This window comes from Streptomyces ovatisporus (assembly GCF_042653885.1).
GTDB lineage: Bacteria > Actinomycetota > Actinomycetes > Streptomycetales > Streptomycetaceae > Streptomyces > Streptomyces ovatisporus.
Genome location: NZ_JBHSFH010000015.1, coordinates 175,211 through 196,274 on the forward strand (window position 1 = coordinate 175,211; position 21,064 = coordinate 196,274).

At 70.1% G+C, this 21,064-nt stretch carries 19 protein-coding genes and 1 tRNA gene; 16 read left to right on the forward strand and 4 right to left on the reverse strand.

Annotation, left to right across the window (positions count from 1 at the left end; all coding sequences use genetic code 11):
- Positions 1 to 5 precede the first annotated feature (5 nt).
- The 3 genes from ACFPA8_RS24840 to ACFPA8_RS24850 are packed head-to-tail and all read left to right on the forward strand — an operon-like array spanning position 6 to position 3,441.
- A complete protein-coding gene (locus ACFPA8_RS24840) occupies positions 6 to 1,829 on the forward strand; it encodes a branched-chain amino acid ABC transporter permease (protein WP_386452011.1) in 1,824 nt (607 codons plus the stop codon).
- A 5-nt stretch (positions 1,830 to 1,834) separates the two neighbouring features.
- Positions 1,835 to 2,728, forward strand: a complete 894-nt coding sequence (locus ACFPA8_RS24845) for an ABC transporter ATP-binding protein (protein ID WP_386452013.1) — start codon at positions 1,835 to 1,837, stop codon at positions 2,726 to 2,728.
- Positions 2,725 to 3,441 (forward strand): ABC transporter ATP-binding protein, encoded by a 717-nt coding sequence (locus ACFPA8_RS24850; RefSeq protein ID WP_386452352.1) that lies wholly within the window; start codon positions 2,725 to 2,727, stop codon positions 3,439 to 3,441. Before ACFPA8_RS24845 ends, ACFPA8_RS24850 begins: the two co-directional genes overlap by 4 nt.
- A gap of 92 nt (positions 3,442 to 3,533) precedes the next feature.
- Here the strand turns inward: ACFPA8_RS24850 and ACFPA8_RS24855 are convergent, their stop codons facing one another.
- Positions 3,534 to 4,211, reverse strand: a complete 678-nt coding sequence (locus ACFPA8_RS24855; RefSeq protein ID WP_386452014.1) for an ANTAR domain-containing response regulator — start codon at positions 4,209 to 4,211, stop codon at positions 3,534 to 3,536.
- Positions 4,212 to 4,307: 96 nt separating this feature from the next.
- Here ACFPA8_RS24855 and ACFPA8_RS24860 point away from each other — a divergent pair.
- The 8 genes from ACFPA8_RS24860 (at position 4,308) to pyk (ending at position 14,222) form a co-directional block, all read left to right on the forward strand.
- Positions 4,308 to 4,380: transfer RNA gene (locus ACFPA8_RS24860), tRNA-Leu, on the forward strand.
- A 110-nt stretch (positions 4,381 to 4,490) separates the two neighbouring features.
- Entirely contained in the window at positions 4,491 to 5,261 is a 771-nt protein-coding gene (locus ACFPA8_RS24865) for a transcriptional regulator (protein WP_386452016.1), read from the forward strand.
- 58 nt (positions 5,262 to 5,319) lie between these two features.
- Positions 5,320 to 7,896, forward strand: coding sequence for an aminopeptidase N (pepN, locus tag ACFPA8_RS24870; protein WP_386452017.1), 2,577 nt, complete (start codon positions 5,320 to 5,322; stop codon positions 7,894 to 7,896).
- Positions 7,897 to 8,219: 323 nt separating this feature from the next.
- Positions 8,220 to 9,890, forward strand: a complete 1,671-nt coding sequence (locus ACFPA8_RS24875) for a pyridoxal phosphate-dependent decarboxylase family protein (protein WP_386452019.1) — start codon at positions 8,220 to 8,222, stop codon at positions 9,888 to 9,890.
- Positions 9,887 to 11,641 (forward strand): lysine N(6)-hydroxylase/L-ornithine N(5)-oxygenase family protein, encoded by a 1,755-nt coding sequence (locus ACFPA8_RS24880; protein WP_386452021.1) that lies wholly within the window; start codon positions 9,887 to 9,889, stop codon positions 11,639 to 11,641. The genes ACFPA8_RS24875 and ACFPA8_RS24880 overlap by 4 nt, the downstream gene beginning before the upstream one ends.
- A gap of 27 nt (positions 11,642 to 11,668) precedes the next feature.
- Positions 11,669 to 11,851 carry a VOC family protein gene (locus ACFPA8_RS24885; protein WP_386452354.1) on the forward strand — a complete coding sequence of 61 codons (183 nt, stop codon included), beginning with the start codon at positions 11,669 to 11,671 and terminating at the stop codon, positions 11,849 to 11,851.
- A 48-nt stretch (positions 11,852 to 11,899) separates the two neighbouring features.
- Entirely contained in the window at positions 11,900 to 12,613 is a 714-nt protein-coding gene (locus tag ACFPA8_RS24890; RefSeq protein WP_386452023.1) for an SIMPL domain-containing protein, read from the forward strand.
- A 172-nt stretch (positions 12,614 to 12,785) separates the two neighbouring features.
- Positions 12,786 to 14,222: a pyruvate kinase gene (gene pyk / locus ACFPA8_RS24895; RefSeq protein WP_386452025.1), complete on the forward strand. Its 1,437-nt coding sequence runs from the start codon at positions 12,786 to 12,788 to the stop codon at positions 14,220 to 14,222.
- Between the two features lie 52 nt (positions 14,223 to 14,274).
- Here the strand turns inward: pyk and ACFPA8_RS24900 are convergent, their stop codons facing one another.
- On the reverse strand, positions 14,275 to 14,613 hold the full coding sequence (locus ACFPA8_RS24900; RefSeq protein WP_386452356.1) for a chorismate mutase: 339 nt from the start codon (positions 14,611 to 14,613) through the stop codon (positions 14,275 to 14,277).
- 259 nt (positions 14,614 to 14,872) lie between these two features.
- Here ACFPA8_RS24900 and ACFPA8_RS24905 point away from each other — a divergent pair, with 259 nt between their 5' ends.
- From ACFPA8_RS24905 to ACFPA8_RS24915, 3 genes are all read left to right on the forward strand, one after another.
- Positions 14,873 to 15,799, forward strand: coding sequence for a hypothetical protein (locus ACFPA8_RS24905; protein ID WP_386452026.1), 927 nt, complete (start codon positions 14,873 to 14,875; stop codon positions 15,797 to 15,799).
- Between the two features lie 111 nt (positions 15,800 to 15,910).
- Entirely contained in the window at positions 15,911 to 16,375 is a 465-nt protein-coding gene (locus ACFPA8_RS24910; RefSeq protein ID WP_386452028.1) for a PPOX class F420-dependent oxidoreductase, read from the forward strand.
- 239 nt (positions 16,376 to 16,614) lie between these two features.
- On the forward strand, positions 16,615 to 16,770 hold the full coding sequence (locus ACFPA8_RS24915) for a hypothetical protein (protein WP_386452030.1): 156 nt from the start codon (positions 16,615 to 16,617) through the stop codon (positions 16,768 to 16,770).
- 142 nt (positions 16,771 to 16,912) lie between these two features.
- Here the strand turns inward: ACFPA8_RS24915 and ACFPA8_RS24920 are convergent, their stop codons facing one another.
- Together ACFPA8_RS24920 and ACFPA8_RS24925 are read right to left on the reverse strand one after the other, a co-directional pair.
- The gene (locus tag ACFPA8_RS24920) at positions 16,913 to 17,794 is read right to left on the reverse strand and encodes a helix-turn-helix domain-containing protein (protein ID WP_386452031.1); all 882 of its coding nucleotides are present in this window, start codon (positions 17,792 to 17,794) and stop codon (positions 16,913 to 16,915) included.
- Positions 17,795 to 18,156: 362 nt separating this feature from the next.
- Positions 18,157 to 18,648 (reverse strand): hypothetical protein, encoded by a 492-nt coding sequence (locus ACFPA8_RS24925; RefSeq protein WP_386452032.1) that lies wholly within the window; start codon positions 18,646 to 18,648, stop codon positions 18,157 to 18,159.
- Positions 18,649 to 19,238: 590 nt separating this feature from the next.
- Here ACFPA8_RS24925 and ACFPA8_RS24930 point away from each other — a divergent pair.
- Positions 19,239 to 20,381: a sensor histidine kinase gene (locus ACFPA8_RS24930; protein ID WP_386452033.1), complete on the forward strand. Its 1,143-nt coding sequence runs from the start codon at positions 19,239 to 19,241 to the stop codon at positions 20,379 to 20,381.
- A gap of 73 nt (positions 20,382 to 20,454) precedes the next feature.
- Complete coding sequence (locus ACFPA8_RS24935) at positions 20,455 to 21,063, forward strand: response regulator transcription factor (protein WP_386452035.1); 609 nt, start codon at positions 20,455 to 20,457, stop codon at positions 21,061 to 21,063.
- Position 21,064: the final 1 nt, after the last annotated feature.

The following is a 21,064-nucleotide window of genomic DNA, read 5'->3' on the forward strand; positions in this document are numbered from 1 at the left end:
TAGCGATGGCAACCACAAACACCGACACCGCACCCACCGCACCGGCCGAGCCCCTCGACGTCACCGGCGCACCCGGCGCCCTGCCACTGCCGCACAAGACCGCCCGGCTCCTCACCCTCGTCGGCGCCGTCACCACCTTCGCGAGCACGATGCTCGCCTGGACCTGGACCGCCGAGTTCCCCGGCGACCTCACCTACTACGGCTCACCCGTAGACCTCCAGACACTCACCCTCGTCGGCTCGCTGCTGACCCTCGCCCTGCTGCTCTCCGGCAGCGGCGTACGCGGCCTCCGCTGGCTCACCCCCGGCGGCAGGACCGCACCCGTCGTACTGGCCTCCCTCGGCACCCTCGGCGTCGCCTGGTTCAGCGCGGGAGCCATCGCCGTCGTCCTCGGCGGACTGGTCAACTTCGAACCGGGCATGTGGGTCGCCGTGGCAGGCAGCCTCGTCACCGTCGTCGGCGCACTCGGCCTCCGCGCCGACGAACCCTTCGACCCGGCAGACCCCACACTGCGCGACCCCGGAGCCTGGCGGCGCCTCCGCCACTCCCTCAAGGCCGCCGCACCCGCCCCCGGCAAGGAACTCCCCGGGTGGGCCGAGCTGTTGATCATCGCCGTCACCTTCGGCATCGGGCTGTACGTCTTCACGTACGGCATCGACACCCCCTACGGCGAACTGTTCATCGGCTTCCTCATCCTCGTCGGATTCGGCGCCGCCGCACTCGGCCGGGCCGGACTCAGCCAGCGGCTGGGCAAACTCACCGCAAAGCACCGCAACGTCACCTTCACCGCGGCGTTCGTGGCAGCGGCGTGCTTCCCCTTCACCCAGAGCAGCGACCAGTACACCTCCGTCGCCGCCAACATCCTCATCTTCGCCACCGTGGCCCTCGGCCTGAACGTCGTCGTCGGCCTCGCAGGCCTCCTCGACCTCGGATACGTCGCGTTCCTCGGCGTCGGCGCCTACGCCGCGGCACTCGTCTCCGGCTCCGAGACCTCCGTACTCGGCGTCCACTTCCCCTTCTGGGCCGCCGTCCTCACCGGAGCGGGCGCGTCACTCGTCTTCGGCGTCGTCATCGGCGCCCCGACACTGCGCCTCCACGGCGACTACCTCGCCATCGTCACACTCGGCTTCGGCGAGATCTTCCGCATCGGCATGGAGAACCTCGACGGCTCCTCCGGACCGTCCGTCACCAACGGCGCCAACGGCATCGCCAACATCCCCGACCTGGTGATCTTCGGATTCAACCTCGGCGAGGACCACACGATCGCGGGATTCGAACTCGGCCCGTTCGCCAACTACTACCTGCTGATGCTGTTCTTCACGATCATCATCGTGACGATCTTCCGCCGCGCCGACCGCTCCCGCATCGGCCGCGCCTGGGTCGCCGTCCGCGAGGACGAGACCGCGGCACGCGCCATGGGCATCAACGGCTTCCGCGTGAAGCTCATCGCCTTCGCCCTCGGCGCCACGCTCGCGGGCATGGCCGGCACCGTCCAGGCGCACGTCACCTCATCCGTGACACCCGAGCAGTACCAGTTCGTCGAAGTCGTGCCGCCCAACTCCGCCTTCCTGCTCGCCGCAGTCATCCTCGGCGGCATGGGCACCGTGTCCGGGCCGCTCATCGGCGCCTCACTGCTCTACCTCATCCCCGCCAAACTGCAGTTCATCGGCGAATACCAACTGCTGCTGTTCGGCCTGGCACTGATCCTGCTGATGCGCTTCCGCCCCGAAGGCCTCCTCGCGGACCGCCGCAAGAAGCTCGAATTCCACGAAACCGGCCAGCTCGACGTACCGACCGGCGGCCCCGGCCTCAGCAAGACGGAGGCATGAGACAGATGACCACCACCACAGCCACCCAGCAGCAACCCGGACAGGCAGCACGGCAGTCCGTACTGCGCGCCTCCGGAGTCACGAAACGCTTCGGAGGCCTCACCGCCGTGCGCAACGTCGACCTCACCGTCGACAGCGGCGAGATCGTCGGCCTCATCGGCCCCAACGGCGCCGGCAAGACCACCTTCTTCAACTGCCTCACCGGGCTCTACGTACCCACCGAGGGCGAAGTCGCCTACAAGGGCAAGGTGCTCCCGCACCGCTCCCACCTGGTCACCCAGGCGGGCATCGCCCGCACCTTCCAGAACATCAGGCTCTTCGCCAACATGACGGTCCTCGAGAACGTCCTCGTCGGCCGCCACACCCGCACCAAGGAAGGCCTCTTCTCCGCGCTGCTGCGCGGCCCGGGCTTCAAGAAGGCCGAACGCAGCTCCGAAGAACGCGCCATGGAACTCCTCGAGTTCACCGGACTCGCCGAGAAGCGCGACCACCTCGCGCGCAACCTCCCCTACGGCGAACAGCGCAAGCTGGAGATCGCCCGCGCACTCGCCAGCGAACCGGGACTGCTCCTCCTCGACGAACCCACCGCCGGCATGACCGCCGGAGAGACCAGCGCCACCCGCGAACTCGTCCTCGCCGTGAGGGAGAAGGGCACCGCCGTCCTCGTCATCGAGCACGACATGCGCTTCATCTTCAACCTCTGCGACCGCGTCGCCGTACTCGTCCAGGGCGAGAAACTCGTAGAAGGATCACCCGAGTTGGTGCAGGCCGACGAACGCGTCGTCGCCGCGTACCTCGGCACCCCCTTCGAAGGAGAACCCGGCGAGGCCGAAGCCGCAGAAGTACGCGAAGCCGAAACACGCGGCGGCGACGAGACCCACAAGGGAGGGCAGGCCTGATGCCACTGCTCGAAGTCGAAGACCTCCGCGTCGCCTACGGCAAGATCGAAGCCGTCAAGGGCATCTCCTTCACCGTCGAGGCCGGTCAGGTCGTCACGCTCATCGGCACCAACGGGGCGGGCAAGACCACCACGCTGCGCACCATCTCCGGCCTGCTCAAGCCCCTCGCCGGGAAGATCACCTTCGACGGCGAGGTGATCAACGACATCGGCGCGCACAAGATCGTCGCCAGGGGGATCGCACACTCCCCCGAAGGCCGGCGCATCTTCCCCCGCCTCACCATCACCGAGAACCTCCAACTCGGCGCGTTCCTCCGCAAGGACGCCGCAGGCATCCAGGAGGACATCGAACGGGCCTACACCCTCTTCCCCATCCTCGGAGAACGCCGCAGCCAGGCCGCCGGCACCCTCTCCGGCGGGGAACAGCAGATGCTCGCGATGGGCCGGGCGCTGATGTCACGCCCCAAGCTCCTCATGCTGGACGAGCCCTCCATGGGCCTCTCCCCGATCATGATGCAGAAGATCATGGAGACCATCACGGAGCTCAAGGGACAGGGCACGACGATCCTGCTCGTCGAACAGAACGCCCAGGCCGCCCTCTCCCTCGCGGACCACGGTCACGTCATGGAGATCGGCACCATCGCGCTCTCGGGCACCGGACAGGAACTGATGCACGACGAGTCCGTGCGCAAGGCCTACCTCGGCGAGGACTGACCGTACGGACACCGACCGTCCCGACACCGCACAGCACGGCACACACGAGCGGGCCCGCCCGTTGAGGGCGGGCCCGCTCGTGTGCCATTCACCTACCGGCTCTGCTTCTTCTCCTCGGCGTCCGCGATGACGGCCTCGGCGACCTGCCGCATCGACAACCGCCGGTCCATCGACGTCTTCTGTATCCAGCGGAACGCAGCCGGCTCCGTCAGCCCGTACTGCGTCTGCAGCACGCTCTTCGCCCGGTCCACGAGCTTCCGCGTCTCCAGCCGCTGCGAGAGGTCCGCGACCTCCTCCTCCAGGGCCCGCAGCTGCGTGAACCGCGACACCGCCATCTCGATGGCGGGCACCACGTCGCTCTTGCTGAACGGCTTCACCAGATACGCCATCGCACCCGCGTCCCGCGCCCGCTCCACCAGCTCGCGCTGCGAGAACGCCGTCAGCATCAGCACCGGCGCGATGCCCTCCTCCGCCACCTTCTCGGCGGCCGAGATCCCGTCCAGGACGGGCATCTTCACATCGAAGATGCACAGATCCGGACGGTGCTCGCGCGTGAGGTCGACCGCGCTCTGCCCGTCCCCCGCCTCACCGACGACGCTGTAGCCCTCCTCCTCCAGCATCTCCTTGAGGTCCATGCGGATCAGGGCCTCGTCCTCGGCGATCACGACGCGCGTGGTCACCGGAGGCACATGCGCGCCCTCGGCACCGGCGCCGGGCCGGGCGCCGGAGTTGTCGGAATTGTTGGGCTCGGGGACGTCCGCGGTGCTCACTGGGCTCCTCGTTTCCACAGGTGGGGAGGTTCGAGGGTACCGGGGTCCTGTATGGTGGTCGCACAGCAGGTGGGCCTCAACCTTCGATTGCTGTTTGCCCCGGTAGCCCAACGGCAGAGGCGATGGATTCAAAACCCATACAGTGTCGGTTCGAATCCGACCCGGGGCACTTCACCTTTGATTCCAAAACCTCAAGCGCTATTGGCGATCTTCGCTCGCCCGAAGTAACCAACCCCCCTTTTCCTGTGCGTCGAACACGGACTCGCGAAGCTCGCGAGCATGTACGACGTCGCAGTGCGTAAACAGGCTCTCGCTCTTCTGGCCCAGGGGCGCAGTCTCAATTCGGTGAGCAAGCAGACGGGTATCTCCCGCTCGGCACTCCGGTCCTGGCAGATCCGTCTGCAGCCCCTCCATCCCGAACGCGCCGGGTGCGTACGGTGCGCCAGTCCCCCGAAGGCACCCGCCGACACCGTCGCCTACGCCTACCTCCTCGGCCTCTATCTCGGGGACGGCTGCGTCAGCCGGCTCGCTCGTACTCACACCCTGCGCATCGCCTGCGCCGACGCCTGGCCCGGACTCATCGAGGAGTGCTCCCGTGCGATCAAGGCTGTCCGCCCCCACCACAGCGTCTTTCGCGTCCAGAAGCAGGGTTGTGTGATGGTCACCGCGTACAACTCCCATTGGCCTTGCCTGTTCCCCCAGCACGGCCCGGGGAGAAAGCACGAGCGGCGTATCGAACTCCAGCCGTGGCAAAGGCAGATCGTCGACGAGCACCCGTGGCAGCTCATCCGCGGTCTCGTCCACTCCGACGGGTCACGCTTCACCAACTGGACGACGCGAGTGGTCGGAGGCCGGAAGAAACGCTACGAATATCCGCGCTACTTCTTCACCAACCGGTCCGCGGACATCCTGCGACTGTATTGCGAGACCCTTGATGCGGTCGGCGTCGAATGGCGAACGGCCCGAAGCGGCGTGCACGCGTACAACGTCTCCGTCGCCCGCCGTGGCTCCGTGGCGTTGATGGACGCGCACGTCGGTCCCAAGTACTGAGCTCGGGCGCGCTTTTACCACGGTGCGCCCCGTCGAGGCGTACGGCAGCATGGCCCGCATGTCCGTACTGACGCGCGCTGAGGCGCAGCAGCGAGCCCAGATCGTCGACGTGGACCGGTACGTCGTCGACCTCGATCTGACGTGCGGCGACGAGGTGTTCGCCTCGACGACGACCGTGACGTTCTCGGTCGGGGAGGGCGCCGCCGGGAGCGCCGGCGGAGCTGAGACGTTCGTCGAGTTGCGTCCCGAGGCGCTGCTGCGGGCGGAGCTGGACGGGACGGCGTTGGATGCGTCGGCGGACTTCGCGGACGGCCGACTGTGGCTGCGGGGTCTGGCGGAGGGGCGGCATGAGCTGCGCGTCGAGGCGCGTATGCCGTATTCGCGGGTCGGTGAGGGCATGCACCGGTTCACGGATCCGGCGGACGGGCGTGTGTATCTGTATTCGATGTGCTTCCTGGCGAATGCTCCTCTGGTGTTCGCGTGTTTCGACCAGCCGGATCTGAAGGCCGTCTTCGAGGTGTCCGTGACGGCGCCGGACGAGTGGACGGTGCTGGGCAACGGGGTGGCGCGGAGGACGGGGCCGGGGCGGTGGGAGTGTGCTGCGACCCCGCCGTTGAGTACGTATCTGATGGCGGTGGCGGCCGGGCCGTACCACTCGGTGCGTACGGAGCATGCGGGGCTGCCGTTCGGGCTGCATGTGCGGCGGTCGCTGGGTGAGTTCCTGGATGCGGAGGCGGAGGAACTGCTGGACGTCACGCGGCGGTGTTTCGACCGGTACCACGAGATCTTCGACGAGCCGTATCCGTTCGACTCGTACGACCAGGCGTTCGTGCCGGAGTTCAATGCCGGGGCCATGGAGAATCCGGGGCTCGTGACGCTGCGGGACGAGTACGTGTTCCGGTCGGCGGTGACCGATGCGGAGCGCGGTACGCGCGGGGTGACGGTCGCGCACGAGATGGCGCACATGTGGTTCGGGGATCTGGTGACGCTGCGCTGGTGGGACGACATCTGGCTGAACGAGTCGTTCGCGGAGTACGTGGGATATCAGGTGCTCGGTGAGGCGACGCGCTTCTCGGGTATGTGGACGGACTTCGCCGTCGCGCGCAAGGGCTGGGGTTACGACGCGGATCAGCGTCCGTCGACGCATCCGGTCGCTCCTGATCCGGAGTCCGTTCCTGACACGGCGTCGGCGCTGCTGAACTTCGACGGGATCTCGTACGCGAAGGGGGCTTCCGCGTTGCGGCAGTTGGCGGCGTGGCTGGGTGAGCGGGGTTTCCTGGCGGGGATCAACAGGCATCTGTCGGCGCACCGTTTCGGAAACGCGACGCTTGCGGACTTCCTGGACGCGCTGGCCGGGGCGTCGGACCGTGATGTGCGGGGCTGGGCGGAGCGCTGGCTGCGTACGACGGGTGTGGACACGCTGTCGCCGCGGGTGGTGGAGGAGGGTGGCCGGTGGTCGCTGGCGTTGCGGCACGTGGGGGGTCGTCCGCACCGGGTGGGGCTGGGGCTCTACGACGTGGCGGCGGCGGACGCGGGCCGGCTTGTGCTGCGTGAGTGGTGTGAGCGTGAAGTGGCGTGGGACGAGGCGGAGTCGGTGGTGGTGGAGGGGGCGGGGCCGCGTCCTGCTCTGGTGCTGGTGAACGACGGGGATCTGACGTACGCGAAGGTGCGGCTGGACGGGGCTTCGTGGCGTGCCGTGCTGGGGGCGCTGTCCGGTCTTCCGGACGGATTGTCGCGTGCGGTGGTGTGGAACGCGGCGCGGGACATGGTGCGGGACGGCGAGCTGGCCCCGGGTGAGTTCCTCGAGGCGGTGTGTGCGCATTGTCCCGGGGAGCGGGATGTGGCGGTGCTGGAGAGTGTGCTGGGGTTCGCGCGTGGTCCGGTTGCGGATCGCTTCGTATCCGGTGCGGGGCGGCGTGCGGGAGTGCTGGGGTCGCTGTCGGGTGTGTGCCGGGCGGTGCTTTCTTCGGTGGACGCGGCGGACTCGGGTGCGGGCGCGGGTGCGGAGGCCGGTGGTGGGGACGGCGCGGGGCTGCGGTTGACGGCCGTGCGTCTGCTCATCGACTGTGCGACGGATGCGCGGGAGTTGAGCGGCTGGTGGGCTGCCGGTTCGGTGCCGGGCGGGCCGGTGCTGGATGCGGAGTTGCGGTGGCGGTTGCTGTTGCGGTTGTCGGTACTGGGGGCTGTGGGCCGCGCGGAGATCGATGCGGCGCTGGCGGCGGATCCGGGTGCGAAGGGGCGGGAGGGGGCGGCTCGTTGCCGGGCGGCGTTGCCCGATGCCGCGGCGAAGGAGGAGGCGTGGGCGGCGATGTTCGGTTCGGACGGGTTGTCGAACTACATGTGGCGGGCGACTGCGGAGGGGTTCTGGCAGCCGGAGCAGCTGGGCCTGCTGGGCGGGTATGTGGAGCGCTTCTTCGTGGATGCGGTGCCGGTGGCTGCTCGGCGTGGGGGTCCTGGGGCGGAGATGGTGGGGCGGGCCGGTTTTCCCGGTGTGTTCGTCGAGGAGCGGGTGGTGCGGCTCGGGGAGGAGTGCGTGCGGGGGGAGGGTGTGGTGCCGTCTCTGCGGCGTGCGTTGGCGGATCAGCTGGACGATGTGCGGCGGGCGTTGAGGGTGCGGGCGATGGGCGGGGTGTGACGCGTGCCGGCCCCGGGCGGGGGTCACCCCCGGTGGGAGTGACGCGGCGTTTGCGGTGAGCCCCGGCCGGTTCCCGTCGGTCCGGGGCTCTTCTTTTTCCCTCGGGGGCTCGGAGGGGGTCCGGATTTCCGGTCGGTCTTCGCCGGCGGGCCGGGCGGTGTGCCTGGTCACCCCTTCGGGCGAACCGGGCCCGTATCGAGATCGACGCCGGTCGTACGCACGTAGGTTAGGGCTACCTCACCACGTCTTCCCGGTCCGGCGGGCGCCTTGTCGTGCCTGCCGGGCTGCGGGGTTGTGGCCGATTGACCGAAAGAGTCTGGCCGATGGATGCGTTCGCCGACGATGCCCGTTCGCTCGCGGGTGGCACTGAAGGGGCGGCAGCGCTGCGCTCGTTGACGGGTGTGGTGCTCGATGCGCTGGAGGGGGGCGCGGCAAGGCGTGGCGGCCCGCTGCCACCGGGGGGTCCTGGGGCGGTGGCCGAGCGGGTCCGGGCGGTGCTGGGCGCGCCTGGAGGTGGCGTCGGCGGAGCGGGTGCGGTGCTGCCGGAGCTGGGCACGGGGGCGGTCGAGGCGCTGAGTTCGCTGGTGGGGCTGGCGGCGGAGGGGGCCGCTGATCCGGCGGATCCGTTGTGCGCGGCCCATCTGCACTGTCCGCCGCTTGCGGTCGCGGCGGCTGCGGATCTGTCGGCGAGTGTGCTGAATCCGTCGATGGACTCGTGGGATCAGGCGCCGGCGGCTTCGGAATTGGAGGCGTGGACCTGCCGGGCTCTGGCGGGACTTGTGTACGGCGAGGGGTCCGGGGGCGATGCCGGCGCGGATGCGCTGGTGACGACCGGGGGGACGGAGTCGAATCAGCTGGGGGTCCTGCTGGCACGGGAGTTGTACGGCCGCGACGTGCGTGTGGTGTACGGGGCGAACGCGCATCACAGCGTGCCGCGTGCGGCGTGGCTGCTGGGCCTGCCGGAGCCGGTGCGGGTGCCGGCTCCGCGGGGTGTGCTGGGTCCGGCCGAGCTGCGGGAGGCGCTGGGGTCGCTCGATGCCGGGAGGCCGGGTGTGCCGGTTCTGGTGGTCGCGACGGCCGGGACGACGGATACCGGCGCGATCGACCCGCTGGACGAACTGGCGGATGTGGTGGGGGGGTTCGGTCCGCGCTCTGCCCGTGGTGGCGGTGGCGGGGCACGGTTGCATGTGGACGCCGCCTACGGCGGCATGCTGCTCTTCAGCCGCGGCCGGCGTGCTCGACTCGCGGGGCTGGAGCGGGCCGACAGCGTCACCCTGGACCTGCACAAGCTGGGCTGGCAGCCCGTCGCGGCCGGTCTGTTCGTCGTCCCCGACAGGCGGGCGCTCGGGCCGCTGGATCACCGTGCGGACTATCTCAACGCCGATGACGACACCGCGGCGGGGCTGCCGGACCTGCTGGGCCGCTCGCTGCGTACGTCGCGGCGTCCGGACATCTTCAAGGTGGCCGTCACTCTTCGTGCGCTCGGGCGGGCGGGGCTGGGGGCCCTTGTGGAGCAGACGTGCGAAGTGGCGTCGCGCCTGGCGGAGTTGGTCGAGGCGGAGCCGCGGCTGGAGCTTTTCGGCCCGCCTGCGCTCTCCACGGTGCTCTTCCGTCCGGTGGGTGCGGACGCGGGGGCGGTGGCCGCGGTGCGGCGGCGTCTGCTCGTCGAGGGCCGGGCGGTGCTCGGCCGCGCCGCCGTCTCCCGGGGCGCCGCCGTCTCCCGGGGCGGCGGCGGGCAAGGGACGGGCGGGCGCGACGAGTTGTGGCTGAAGGCGACCTTGCTCAATCCGCATGCCGAGGACAGTGATCTGCGGGCTCTGCTGAAGCTGGTGCTCGAAGCGCTGCCCTCGTCGGCGGGGTGCCGGCCGGAGCGGCCCACGCCGGCGCCGCCGCTGCCCGCGTCGCGCTCCGGCTCTCCTCCCGCGCTCACCGAGTCCGCGAGCGACACCACGCCCGTCACCGCTTCCAGCGCAGCAAGGAGCCCGCGCTCATGACGACTGCCGAAGACCCCCGCTTCCACCGGCCCGCTCCGGTGCCCGGCCTGCCTCCGCACGCCGCGAACTACGGCGCCGTGAACGGCGGCAGCAGCAGTGCGGGCGGTGACGCCCCGGGTGGCGGCCGTGCCGCCGGGCAGGGCTCCCTCAGGCCGGGGGGTTCTCCGTATGCGCTGCCCGGGCAGCGGACCTCGCAGGGCCGTCCCGCTCTGACGGTCGAGACCGGACGGGGAGGCGCGGCGAAGGGCCACGACTCCGGGCACAGGCCCCTGGACCTGGCGGGTGTCGGCATCGGGCCGGCGAATCTCTCGCTCGCCGCCCTCGCGGACGGCGTGCCGGGTCTGCGGACCGCCTACTACGAGCAGCGGGCGGGCTTCGAGTGGCATCCGGGGATGCTGATCGAGGGCGCCACGCTCCAAGTGCCGTTCCTGGCGGACCTGGTGACGCTCGCCGACCCCGCTTCCCGCTGGTCGTTCCTCAGCTATCTCAAGACGCAGGACCGTCTCTTCCCGTTCTACTTCGGTGAGCGTTTCCACATCGAACGGACCGAGTACGACGCGTACTGCCGCTGGGTGTGCGAGGGGCTGGCCACCGCCGGTCCGCGAGCGGTCGGCAGGCCGGGCAGGGGCCAGGGCAAGGGTGCGGTCAGGGGCGCGGCCGCAGCGGGTCCCGGTCTGCATTTCGGGCACCGTGTCGACGCAGTGCGGTGGCATCCCGAACTGCGCCTGTTCGAACTGGACTTCACCCGCCCGGACGCCGACTCGGCTTCTCCTCCGGGACGTTCGTACGCCCGGAACCTGGTCCTGGGGGTGGGTACGGCACCGTATGTGCCGGAGCCGCTGCGGGCGCTGGCCGCTTCGACGGGTGCGGGGGCGCCGGTCGTCCATTCGGCCGGCTATCTCGACCACAGGGAGCGGCTGTTGGCGGCCGGTCACGTCACGGTCGTCGGGTCGGGCCAGTCGGGTGCCGAGGTCTTCCTCGATCTGCTGCGGCACCGTCCTGCCGGGCGGGAGAGGCTGCACTGGATCACGCGGAGCGGGGCGTTCGCGCCCATGGAGTACAGCAAGCTGGGCCTTGAGCATTTCACTCCCGACTACACCCGTTACTTCCACGGTCTGCGGCAGTCCGTGCGGGACGAACTTCTGCCCCGTCAGTGGCAGTTGCACAAGGCGGTCGACCACGGCACGCTCGCCGCGATCCATGACGAGCTGTACCACCGCACGCTGGGGGGCGGCTGGCCGGATGCGGTGATCACGCCGGGGGTCGCCGTGCGCACTGCCGGACGGGTGGGTGCGACTCGTGTGGAGCTGCACCTGGAGCAGGTCGAGCAGGAGGTGCGGACCCGGCTGGTGACGGACGCCGTCGTGCTGGCAACGGGTTACCGCGAGCGTCCGCTGGACGGGGTGCTGGCGTCGCTGGAGCCGTGGCTCGTGCGGGACGAGTCGGAGCGTGTCCGGGTCGACGAGCACTACCGCCTGGTCATGGATCCGTCGGTGCGGGGAGCCGTCTACGTGCAGAACGCGGAGCGCCACACCCACGGCGTGGGTGCCCCGGATCTCGGCCTGCTGGCCCACCGGAGTGCGGTGATTCTCAACTCCGTCACGGGCGAGGAGCATTACCGGATTCCGCGGCGGACGGCGTTCACGACGTTCGGGCTGCGGCCGGAGGGTGCGCTGGCCGCCGGTGCGCCGGGGGTGGCCGAGCAGGCCGACCGGGAGCACGAGGGTTTCCGTCCGCTGCGCACGAGTTGAGCGGGGGAACGCGCCCGGGAGATCCACATCGCGTTCGCGGCTCCCGGCAGGGAGTCCGTCGACGCGTTCCACAAGGCGGCCGTCGCCGCCGGCGCCGAAGTGCTGCACGCGCCCCGGCTGTGGCCCGAGTACCGCGAGTCGTTCTGCGGGGGCTTCGTGCGCGACCCGGACGGCAGCAACGTCGAGGCGGTGTGCCACCGGCCCGCATGATCCGTCGATCCGCCGTGCGGGGCGCCGGGGGTCTGCCAGAGTGACGACATGACGAACACGCCTGGTCACACCGCAGCCACCGGCCCCCTTCCCTACGGCACCCCGGACGAGCCGCGGGTCGCCGTCCGCGGCGAGGCGAGCCTCGAGTTCGATCCGGAGATCGCCCGTATCGCGGTGCAGGTCGCCACCCGGGGCACCGACCGCCGGGAGGCCCTGGAGTCCTTGACGCGGCGCAACTCCGAGGCGCTGGAACTGATCAAGAGCTACGGGGAGGCGGTCGAGAAGCTCTCCACCGGCTCCTTCTCCGTCGCGCCCGAACTGACGGAGAAGGGCCGCCGTGAGCGTGTACGCACCTACCACGGGCGGGTGCAGATCTCCGTGACCGTCGGCGATTTCACGGCGCTCGGCGAGATGACCACGCGCCTCGCCGACCTGGAGATGACCCGCGTCGACGGGCCCTGGTGGGCACTGCGCCCCGACTCCCCCGCACACAGGGAAGCCCGTCAGCAGGCGGTGCGTGAGGCCGTCACCAGGGCTCGGGAGTACGCGGGGGCGCTCGGCGCGGATCTGGTGGCGCTCGTGGAGCTGGCGGACCTCGGCGCGGAGAACAGCACGCCGCCTCCCGCGCCCCGGGGCATGCGGACCGCCGGTTACGGAGGAGCGGCCGCGGAGACGGCACCCGCGCTGGACCTGGAGCCCCAGCGGCAGAGGGTGCAGGCGCACGTGAACGCGCGGTTCGTGATGAGCCGTCCCGCTCTCTGAGTCCGGGCGCCGGCCGCGCCGGGGCACTCCGCGGCGGCGGGCCGCCCTTCCGACGCTCATCAGAGCGAGCGGCCGCGCACTTTACAAGTTGTCAATGCACCTCTCGGCGGCGGACGTTGGCGACTCAGCCTCGGGCCGGTTCATACCCATGGGTAAGTCGTAGGCTCGTAGCATGCGCCGCGCAAAGATCGTCAGCACACTGGGTCCCGCCACCGACTCGTACGAGCAGATCAAGGCCCTCGTCGACGCGGGTATGGATGTGGCCCGCCTCAACATGAGCCATGGCTCGCACGCCGAGCACGAGGAGCGTTACCACCGGGTGCGCAAGGCCGCGGAGGAGGCGGGCCGCAGCGTCGGCGTCCTCGCCGATCTTCAAGGTCCGAAGATTCGGCTGGGACGTTTCCGTGAAGGGCCGGTACTCCTTGAACGCGGCGACGAATTCTCCATCACGGTCGAGGCCGTCGAGGGAGACCGCTCCTGCTGCGGGACGACCTACGCCGGTCTGGCCGTGGACGTCGCGGCGGGCGAACGCATCCTCGTCGACGACGGACGCGTGACGCTGGAGGTCGTCGCCGTCGACGGACCCGTCGTACGGACGGTCGTCGTCGAGGGCGGAATGGTCTCGGACCACAAGGGCCTCAACCTGCCGGGCGTCGCCGTCTCCGTGCCGGCCCTGTCGGAGAAGGACGTCGACGACCTGCGCTGGGCGCTGCGCACGGGGGCCGACGTCATCGCGCTCTCCTTCGTACGCAGCGGGCACGACGTGAAGGAGGTCCACCGCATCATGGCGGAGGAGGACCGGTACCTCCCCGTCATCGCGAAGCTGGAGAAGCCGCAGGGCGTCACGAACCTGGAGTCCGTCGTGGACGCCTTCGACGGTGTGATGGTCGCCCGCGGAGACCTCGGGGTGGAGATGCCCCTGGAATCGGTGCCGCTGGTGCAGAAGCGCGCGATCAAGCTGTGCAGGCGCAACGCGAAGCCCGTCATCGTCGCCACGCAGATGCTGGAATCCATGATCGACTCTTCCAGGCCCACCCGTGCCGAGGTCTCCGACGTGGCCAACGCCGTGATGGACGGTACGGACGCGGTGATGCTCTCCGGCGAGACCAGCGTCGGAAAGCACCCCGTTCAGACAGTGAAGACGATGGGCCGCATCGTCGAGGCCGCGGAAGAGGACCTGCTCTCCAGGGGGCTGCCGCCGCTGACCGAACACAGCAAGCCGCGCACGCAGGGCGGTGCCGTCGCACGGGCGGCGGCGGAGATGGGCGACTTCCTCGGGGCGAAGTTCCTCGTCGCCTTCACGCAGTCCGGGGACACGGTGCGCCGCCTCTCCCGCTACCGCTCACCCGTGCCGGTGCTCGCCTTCACGCCGGACCCGGCCACGAGCGCGCAGCTCAACCTGACCTGGGGCGTGGAGTCGTTCGTGGGCCCGACGGTGCAGACCACCGACGAGATGGTCGAGCAGGTCGACGAGCAGCTCCTGAAGCTGGGCCGCTGCGAGAAGGGCGACCTGGTCGTGATCACCGCCGGGTCGCCGCCCGGTGTGCCCGGGTCGACCAACCTCGTCCGCGTCCACCACATCGGCGAGGACGACTCACCGAAGAAGTGACGCGCTGCCGGCGGGCCCGCGCATGCCCCCGCCGGCAGCGCCGCGGCCCTGCTCAGGAGCGGGCGATCGTCTCGTGGTGCCTGATCACCTCGGCGATGACGAAGTTCAGCAACTTCTCCGCGAACGCGGGGTCGAGCTTCGCGGAGACGGCCAGCTCCCGCAGCCGGGCGATCTGACGGGCCTCGCGCGCCGGGTCGGCGGGCGGGAGGTCGTGATCGGCCTTGAGCCGCCCGACGCGCTGGGTGCACTTGAAGCGTTCCGCGAGCATGTGCACCACGGCGGCGTCGATGTTGTCGATGCTGTCGCGCAGCGCGTGCAGCTCTTCCCGTACCGACTCCTCGATGCCTTCGGTCGTGCTCTCGCCGGTGCTGCCCGGGGTGTCGTGAGTCATCGCCATGCTGCCGTTCCAGATCGGGCCGTGTGGTGCCGGGCGGGGGCGTCCTGCCGCTGCCCGCCCCGACCCTATGCCGCCGGGCGGCGGCACGCGGCACGGCCCTCACGTGCGCCGACGCCCTCCGCGACGTGCGCGGGCCGCCCGGCACCGGTGCCGCCTCCGCCAGAGCTCTCCGCGAGGGTCTTCCGGCGGAGGCGGGCGCGGTGGCCGCGCACGTACAGTGACAAGTGAGCGACGGACTCCGGGGGTGGTGTCGATGGCGGCACGTGACGCGGGAGGCAGGGCCCCCGGTGACCCGGTCCAGCGCGGGTTCCCGCACCTGGGCACCGTACGGGCCGCGATCACGGCGCTCTACAAGCGGCTCCCGTGGGACGGCCTGCAGCGGTTCGGCGCGAGTGTGCTCCCCAGCGACGTGGCGTTCTCCGAGTCCGAGGACCTCCTCGACGGTGTACAGCGAGTCGCGCGTGTCATGGTGCAGCACTTCCGCCTGCCGGACGCCCGGGTGGTCGTCTCCTTCCGCGGCGGCATGCAGGACGCCGCGCACGTCGAACTCGCGGCAGGGCCCGAGTACTTCGTCGAGCTCAACGCCCGGTTCAGGACGCACCGGCGCGACATCGGTGCGGCTCTGGCCCACGAGGTGACCCACGTCTTCCTGCACCGTCTGGGGCTCTCCTTCCACGGGACCGAGGACGACGAGATCCTCACCGACACGGTCACCACGTACCTGGGAGCCGGCTGGCTGCTCCTGGACGCGTTCCGGCAGGACCAGCTCTCGTCGCAGAAGCTGGGCTACCTCACGCCCGAGGAGTACGGCTACGTCCTCGCCAAGCGGGCTGCCGTGTTCGGGGAGGACCCGGCTGTGTGGTTCACGAGTCCGCAGGCGTACGAGGCGTACGTCGCGGGACGGGCCGTGGCGCGCGGTGAGGCCGCACAGCCGCCCCTGGAAGGGGCCGGCTGGGCGGACCGCCGCCGCTACGTCAGGGACCGCCGCCGGGCGCAGTCGCACACCGCTCCTCCCCCGGCGCGGGCGGTGGACGGCGGGACGTACCTCTTCGAGAACCACTCGCCGCTGCGGGTCTCCTTCCCCTGCCCTGTCTGCAGCCAGCGCATCCGCGTGCCGGTCCGCGGCAGGGTCCGGGTCCGCTGCGGCCTCTGCCGCACGGTGCTGGAGTGCGACACCTGAGGAGCGGGCCGCGGACGGCGCCGCCGCGGCGCATCCGGGCGACGAGCCGCGTGCCGGGCACGCGGGCGGCGCGGGTTCGGCGCTCCCGTCGCATGACGTACGTTCGGCCGCATGAGCCCTTCCATCGCCACCAACACCCGTGTCGAGCTGGCCGGCCTGCTCGACTTCGTCCGTCCGCGTCACCGCGCACTGCTGATCACCCGGCGTGCCGACGGTTCGCCCCAGGCCTCGCCGCTGACGTGCGGTGTGGACGACTCGGGCCGGATCGTCGTCTCGACGTATCCCGAACGCGCCAAGACCCACAACGCCCGCCGTGATCCGCGCGTGAGCGTGGTCGTCCTCTCCGACGAGTGGAACGGCCCGTGGGTGCAGGTCGACGGGGACGCCGAGGTGATCGACAGCCCCGAGTCGGTCGAGCCGCTCGTGGAGTACTTCCGCAACATCTCCGGTGAACACCCCGACTGGGACGAGTACCGGGCCGCGATGGTGAAGCAGGGCAAGTCCCTGATCCGCGTCACTCCGCGGCACTGGGGGCCGATTGCGACCGGCGGCTTCCCGGCGAGGCTCGCCGGCTGATCGTCTTCTTCCGGCTGCGGCACGGGGCCCTGCCAGGGATGTCGTCGACGAGTGCCGGCCCGGGCCCCGGCCGCGTCCGCCGCCGGCGTCTGCGGCACCGCGTGCCGCTCTGCTCCGTCGGGCTGCGGGACGGGCTTTCGCAGGTCAGAATCGGAGTGCGGGAGCCTTACGGGGAGGCGGTCGCTACTTCGGGGCCGTACGGCCCTGCGCCCGAGTTTCACAGGGGAGTTGACGAAGAAATGACCACGGCCATCCAGTCACGGTCACCCATGGAGAGCGCCCTTCTCGGAGAGGAGCTGAGCCTGCCGCTGGAAGCGCCGCTGTGGCTGCTGGCCGGCGTCGACGACGAGGAAGAGCCCGGCTTCGAGCCCCACATCTGGCGCGGCATCGACTGAGAGTCTCCCGGCGGCCACGCTCCGGCGCGGCCGCCGCACGGACTCCGTTCTCAGCACTCGGGTCCGCGGTGCTCCTTCCGGAGAACCGCGGACCTTCCTGCTGAACGGCGCAGCCTGCCGCCCGGGGCGGGGTGCCCGGCGTTCAGCGCGTGAATTCCTTGCGCAGCTGGCTGAGATACGTGCGGGTGTCCGGCACGAGTTCGGAGGCGAGCCGCGAGATGCGGGTGTACGCCTCCAGGTGCGTCACCACGTCGGGCCGCTGGTCCAGGTAGACGGCGCTGGTGAGCCCGACCTCGGTGTAGACGATGTCCTGCAGCTCCGGCTCCCTGAACCGGAAGTAGGTGATGTGGCCGCTCGTCCCCGAGTGGGCTCCCGCGGCCAGCGGCAGGATGCGCAGCGTGATCCGCGGATCGTCGAGCACCTCCAGGACCCGCTCGATCTGGCCGCGCATCACGGCCGGGCCGCCCACCTCGCGGCGCAGCACCGCCTCCTCGAGCACCACCCACAGCTTCGGCGACCCGGGGCCGCCCAGCAGCGCCTGGCGGCGCAGGCGCAGGTCGACCCTGTGTTCCAGGGCATGTTCCGGCTCGTAGGGGAATCCGGCGCGTATGACGGCGCGGGCGTAGTCGCGCGTCTGCAACAGGCCGGTCATGTAGTGCGGTTCGTAGACACGGATGACTTCCGCGGCCGTCTCCAGGCTGACGTACGCCCGGAACCAGTCGGGCAGCGCCGTCTTGTAGTTGTGCCACCAGCCGGGCTCGTTGGCCTGCTCGGCCATGGTGGTGAAGTCCTCGGCCTCCGCCTCGGAGACGTCGTAGAGCCTCAACAGCTCTTTCACATAAGGGATCTTGAGACTGACCTGGGCGTTCTCGATGCGGCGGATCGTCAGGTGGCTGACGCTCAGCGCCTTGGCGGCGCCCTCGAGGGAGACGCCGCGGCTCTCCCGCAGTTCCTTCAGCCGCTTGCCGAGAACGATGCGCAGCACTGTGGGTGCGCTCTGGCCACTCGGCAGTGCTTCGCTCACGCACTGGCTCCTGACCGCAGCGCCCGGGGCAGCGGCACATCTGTGCGGATGCTCAACTGCCCTCGCCCGCCGCGTGGTTGTGATGGGGATGGGGATAACCATGCGGTCGGGAAGGAAAGTTATCAGAGCAGCACCCGTCCGGTTGAGGGGCAGGTCGAAGATCCCGGCGTGGAGCGGCAGCTCACACGGGTGGGGAGAGACAGGTCACACGGTCGCAGCCCCGCACCGGGTGGTGCGGGGCTGCGCCAACACGGACAGTGTGCGGGCCGGTGCGATGCGCACCGGGGCGGCGCCGGCCCGGGCGGGCGGCGGCCGGGCGGGTGTCCGTGCGCACGTGCTCCCGGCGGCCGGGGCCGCCGGGCTCAGCCCTTCAGCAGCTTCTTGCCCGTCGCCGCGTCGACGACCGTACGGTCGCCGAGTTCGCTCTTGAGCTCGACCTTCGTCTTGTCGCTGACGAGCTGCTTGGTGCAGAAGTCGGCGTCCTTCTTCTTCTTCGCCCAGCCCGCGACGATCACGAGCTTGTCCGTCTCCTGTACGTGCGCGCCGTAGCTGCTGTCGCAGCCTCCGTGGCCGACGGTCACGGTCAGCGAGTCCTCCTTGCCCTGAACGGGACGCTGGGCGGCCTGAAGTGGAAGCATGTCGTTGTGACGGTCCTTGATCCCCTTCACCTTCGGCCATTCCTGTTCGATCTGCGTGGCGCGCTTCTCGAAGCGGGACTGCTTCTTCGGTGACTCGCTGCTGACGGTCTGGCCGCTTCCTCCGCATGCCGTCGCCGTCAGCGCCATGACGGTCAGCGCCGGGACCAGAGCGAGTACGGTCTTCGTACGGGCCTTGCCTGTTGTGCCTTGTCGCATGATCTACCTCCAGCTTCACCGCTCTGACGACGGCGGTGCCGACCGGGTTCCGAGAGCCGGCCGACGGTGCTGCGTCCGGGAGGAAAAGCGCTGGTCACCGGGGTGCCGGTGAGGGATGTATGAATTCTTCACCTGTCGTTCGTGACCGCGGCACTGTGCCCATCTGTCGCATCCTCACAGAATCGTCACTCCAGTCACACTGGCTCAGCAGAGGCAGCGGGAGGACGATCGCAATGCGGCGAGGAGCATGACAAGCGGGCCGCGACCAGGGGCGGAGCCGGGACACCGGCACGGAACTCCCTCCGAGGCCGGACCGGCGGGAAGCGGGGACACCGGCCGGGCCTTCCAGGCGGCGGCAGCTTCCCGGCAGAACCGTGAACAGCCGTGGTGTACAGCGCATTTGAAATCGTCCATCGGCACCTCGGCCTTACGCGTTCTCACATATGCTCCTACCTGACAGCGCATACATGAGCGATTGCAGAGGCTGTGCACAAATGGCACTTCAGGACCGGCTCGGCGGCGCTGCCCTACCGGAGGCAGCCGGAATGGGCATTACGCCCGACCGCAGCCGGAATCTCCCGGCACCGCGATTGGCCCAGGCCATTCTCCTGGCTGCTCTGCTCAGCTATCTGACGATTACGATGCTCAACATTCTGAGCGCGCAGCTGGGCCCGGGGAAACTCGTGGCCGCCCTTCTGGGACTCGCCGCGATATTCTTGATCCAGCTCTGCCACTCCGCGCCGGGTGCGAATCGCGCCCCGGCTTGGCGGAAGTGGGTGACGCTGACCATTCAGGCGGTTCTCACCTACCTGCCCATGGTCGCCTTCCGCGCGATGTGGGGTGCGATGGCCGGCTTCCTCGCCGGTTCACTGCTCCTGCTCCTCCCCGCGAGGCTGGCCTGGACGCTGTACGGCTCGGTCGGTTTCAGCATGCTGCTGCCTCCGCTGCTGGACAACCGCTCGACGCTGGACGCCATCCACCTCTGCCAGTCCAGCCTGCTCACCGGCCTCGTGGTCTACGGCCTCTCACGCCTCTCGCAACTGGTCCGCGAAGTCCACGACACCCGTGACGAACTGGCGCGCATGGCCGTCACGCGGGAGCGTCTGCGCTTCGCACGCGACCTGCACGACCTGCTCGGCTACAGCCTCTCCTCGATCACCCTGAAGAGCGAACTGATCCACCGCCTCATCCCCGCCCACCCCAAGCGGGCCGCGGAGGAGGTCGCCGACGTGCTGCGCATCTCGCGGCAGTCGCTGGCCGACGTGCGCAGGGTGGCCAGCGGTTTCCGCGACATGTCACTGCGAGAGGAGGTCGACTCGGCCCAGTCGGTGCTCAGCGCGGCGGACATCGTCGTACAGGCGAGGCTGTCCGTCGGTGCCCTGAACCAGCAGGTCGACACGGTGCTCGCCTCCGTACTGCGCGAGGCGGTGACGAACCTGCTGCGGCACAGCCAGGCGACCGTCTGCGAGATCGAGGGGCTTCAGCAGGACGGGTTCGTACGGCTGTCGGTGTCCAACGACGGCGTCGATCCCGGATACCACGACCCCTCCCCGTACAGCGGCAGCGGACTGGGCAATCTGGAGATGCGGCTGCGGGCCGTCGGTGGCAGCCTCACCTCCGGGAGGGGGAAGGACGGCATGTACCGGCTGGTGGCCGAGGCCCCCGTCAGCGCGGTACGGCAACTCGCGGCGGTGGACACCGGCGAACTGCCGCTGAACGGCCCGGCCGCCTGACACCGGGGAAGGCCCGCCGGGCGGAACGACCTGAGGCGAACACACGCATGCAGAGAGAGCACACGGGGGCGCCGTGATACGGATACTGCTCGCCGAAGACATGCACATGGTCCGTGGGGCCCTCGTGGCGCTGCTCGATCTCGAGGACGACTTCGAAGTCGTCTGCGAACTGGAGCGTGGTGACGAGGTGGTGGCGGCCGCGCTGGACAAGCGCCCGGACGTCGCCGTCATCGACATCGACCTGCCCGGCCTCGACGGACTGAGCGCGGCGTCGATGCTGCACGAGAGGATGCCGGAGTGCCGGACGTTGATCCTCACCAGCCTCGGCCGGCCGGGCACACTGCGGCGGGCGCTGGCGGCGAGGGTCTCGGGCTATCTCCTCAAGGACGCACCGCCGAAGGAACTCGCCGCCGCCGTCCGGAGGGTGGCCGCCGGCCACCGTGCCGTCGATCCCCAACTGGCCCTGGCCGCATGGGGCGGCACGGACAGTCCGCTCACGGACCGTGAGACGGAGGTCCTCCGGCTTGCGGCGGAAGGCGCGGAGGCGCCTGAGATCGCCTCCCTGCTGCACCTGTCGACCGGGACGGTGCGCAACTATCTGACGACGGTCGTGACGAAGATGAACGCACGGAACCGGGTCGACGCGATCCGTATCGCGCGGGAGTCGGGCTGGCTGCTCTGAC

Bases quoted from the DNA above. Each gene is read 5' to 3' on its own strand.
- ACFPA8_RS24840 (WP_386452011.1), top strand. From the start codon at position 6: ATGGCAACCACAAACACCGACACCGCACCCACCGCACCGGCCGAGCCC.
- ACFPA8_RS24925 (WP_386452032.1), bottom strand. From the start codon at position 18,648: ATGCGACAAGGCACAACAGGCAAGGCCCGTACGAAGACCGTACTCGCT.
- ACFPA8_RS24845 (WP_386452013.1), top strand. From the start codon at position 1,835: ATGACCACCACCACAGCCACCCAGCAGCAACCCGGACAGGCAGCACGG.
- ACFPA8_RS24905 (WP_386452026.1), top strand. From the start codon at position 14,873: ATGGCGGCACGTGACGCGGGAGGCAGGGCCCCCGGTGACCCGGTCCAG.
- ACFPA8_RS24865 (WP_386452016.1), top strand. From the start codon at position 4,491: ATGTACGACGTCGCAGTGCGTAAACAGGCTCTCGCTCTTCTGGCCCAG.
- ACFPA8_RS24910 (WP_386452028.1), top strand. From the start codon at position 15,911: ATGAGCCCTTCCATCGCCACCAACACCCGTGTCGAGCTGGCCGGCCTG.
- pepN (WP_386452017.1), top strand. From the start codon at position 5,320: ATGTCCGTACTGACGCGCGCTGAGGCGCAGCAGCGAGCCCAGATCGTC.
- ACFPA8_RS24875 (WP_386452019.1), top strand. From the start codon at position 8,220: ATGGATGCGTTCGCCGACGATGCCCGTTCGCTCGCGGGTGGCACTGAA.
- pyk (WP_386452025.1), top strand. From the start codon at position 12,786: ATGCGCCGCGCAAAGATCGTCAGCACACTGGGTCCCGCCACCGACTCG.
- ACFPA8_RS24890 (WP_386452023.1), top strand. From the start codon at position 11,900: ATGACGAACACGCCTGGTCACACCGCAGCCACCGGCCCCCTTCCCTAC.
- ACFPA8_RS24915 (WP_386452030.1), top strand. From the start codon at position 16,615: ATGACCACGGCCATCCAGTCACGGTCACCCATGGAGAGCGCCCTTCTC.
- ACFPA8_RS24900 (WP_386452356.1), bottom strand. From the start codon at position 14,613: ATGACTCACGACACCCCGGGCAGCACCGGCGAGAGCACGACCGAAGGC.
- ACFPA8_RS24880 (WP_386452021.1), top strand. From the start codon at position 9,887: ATGACGACTGCCGAAGACCCCCGCTTCCACCGGCCCGCTCCGGTGCCC.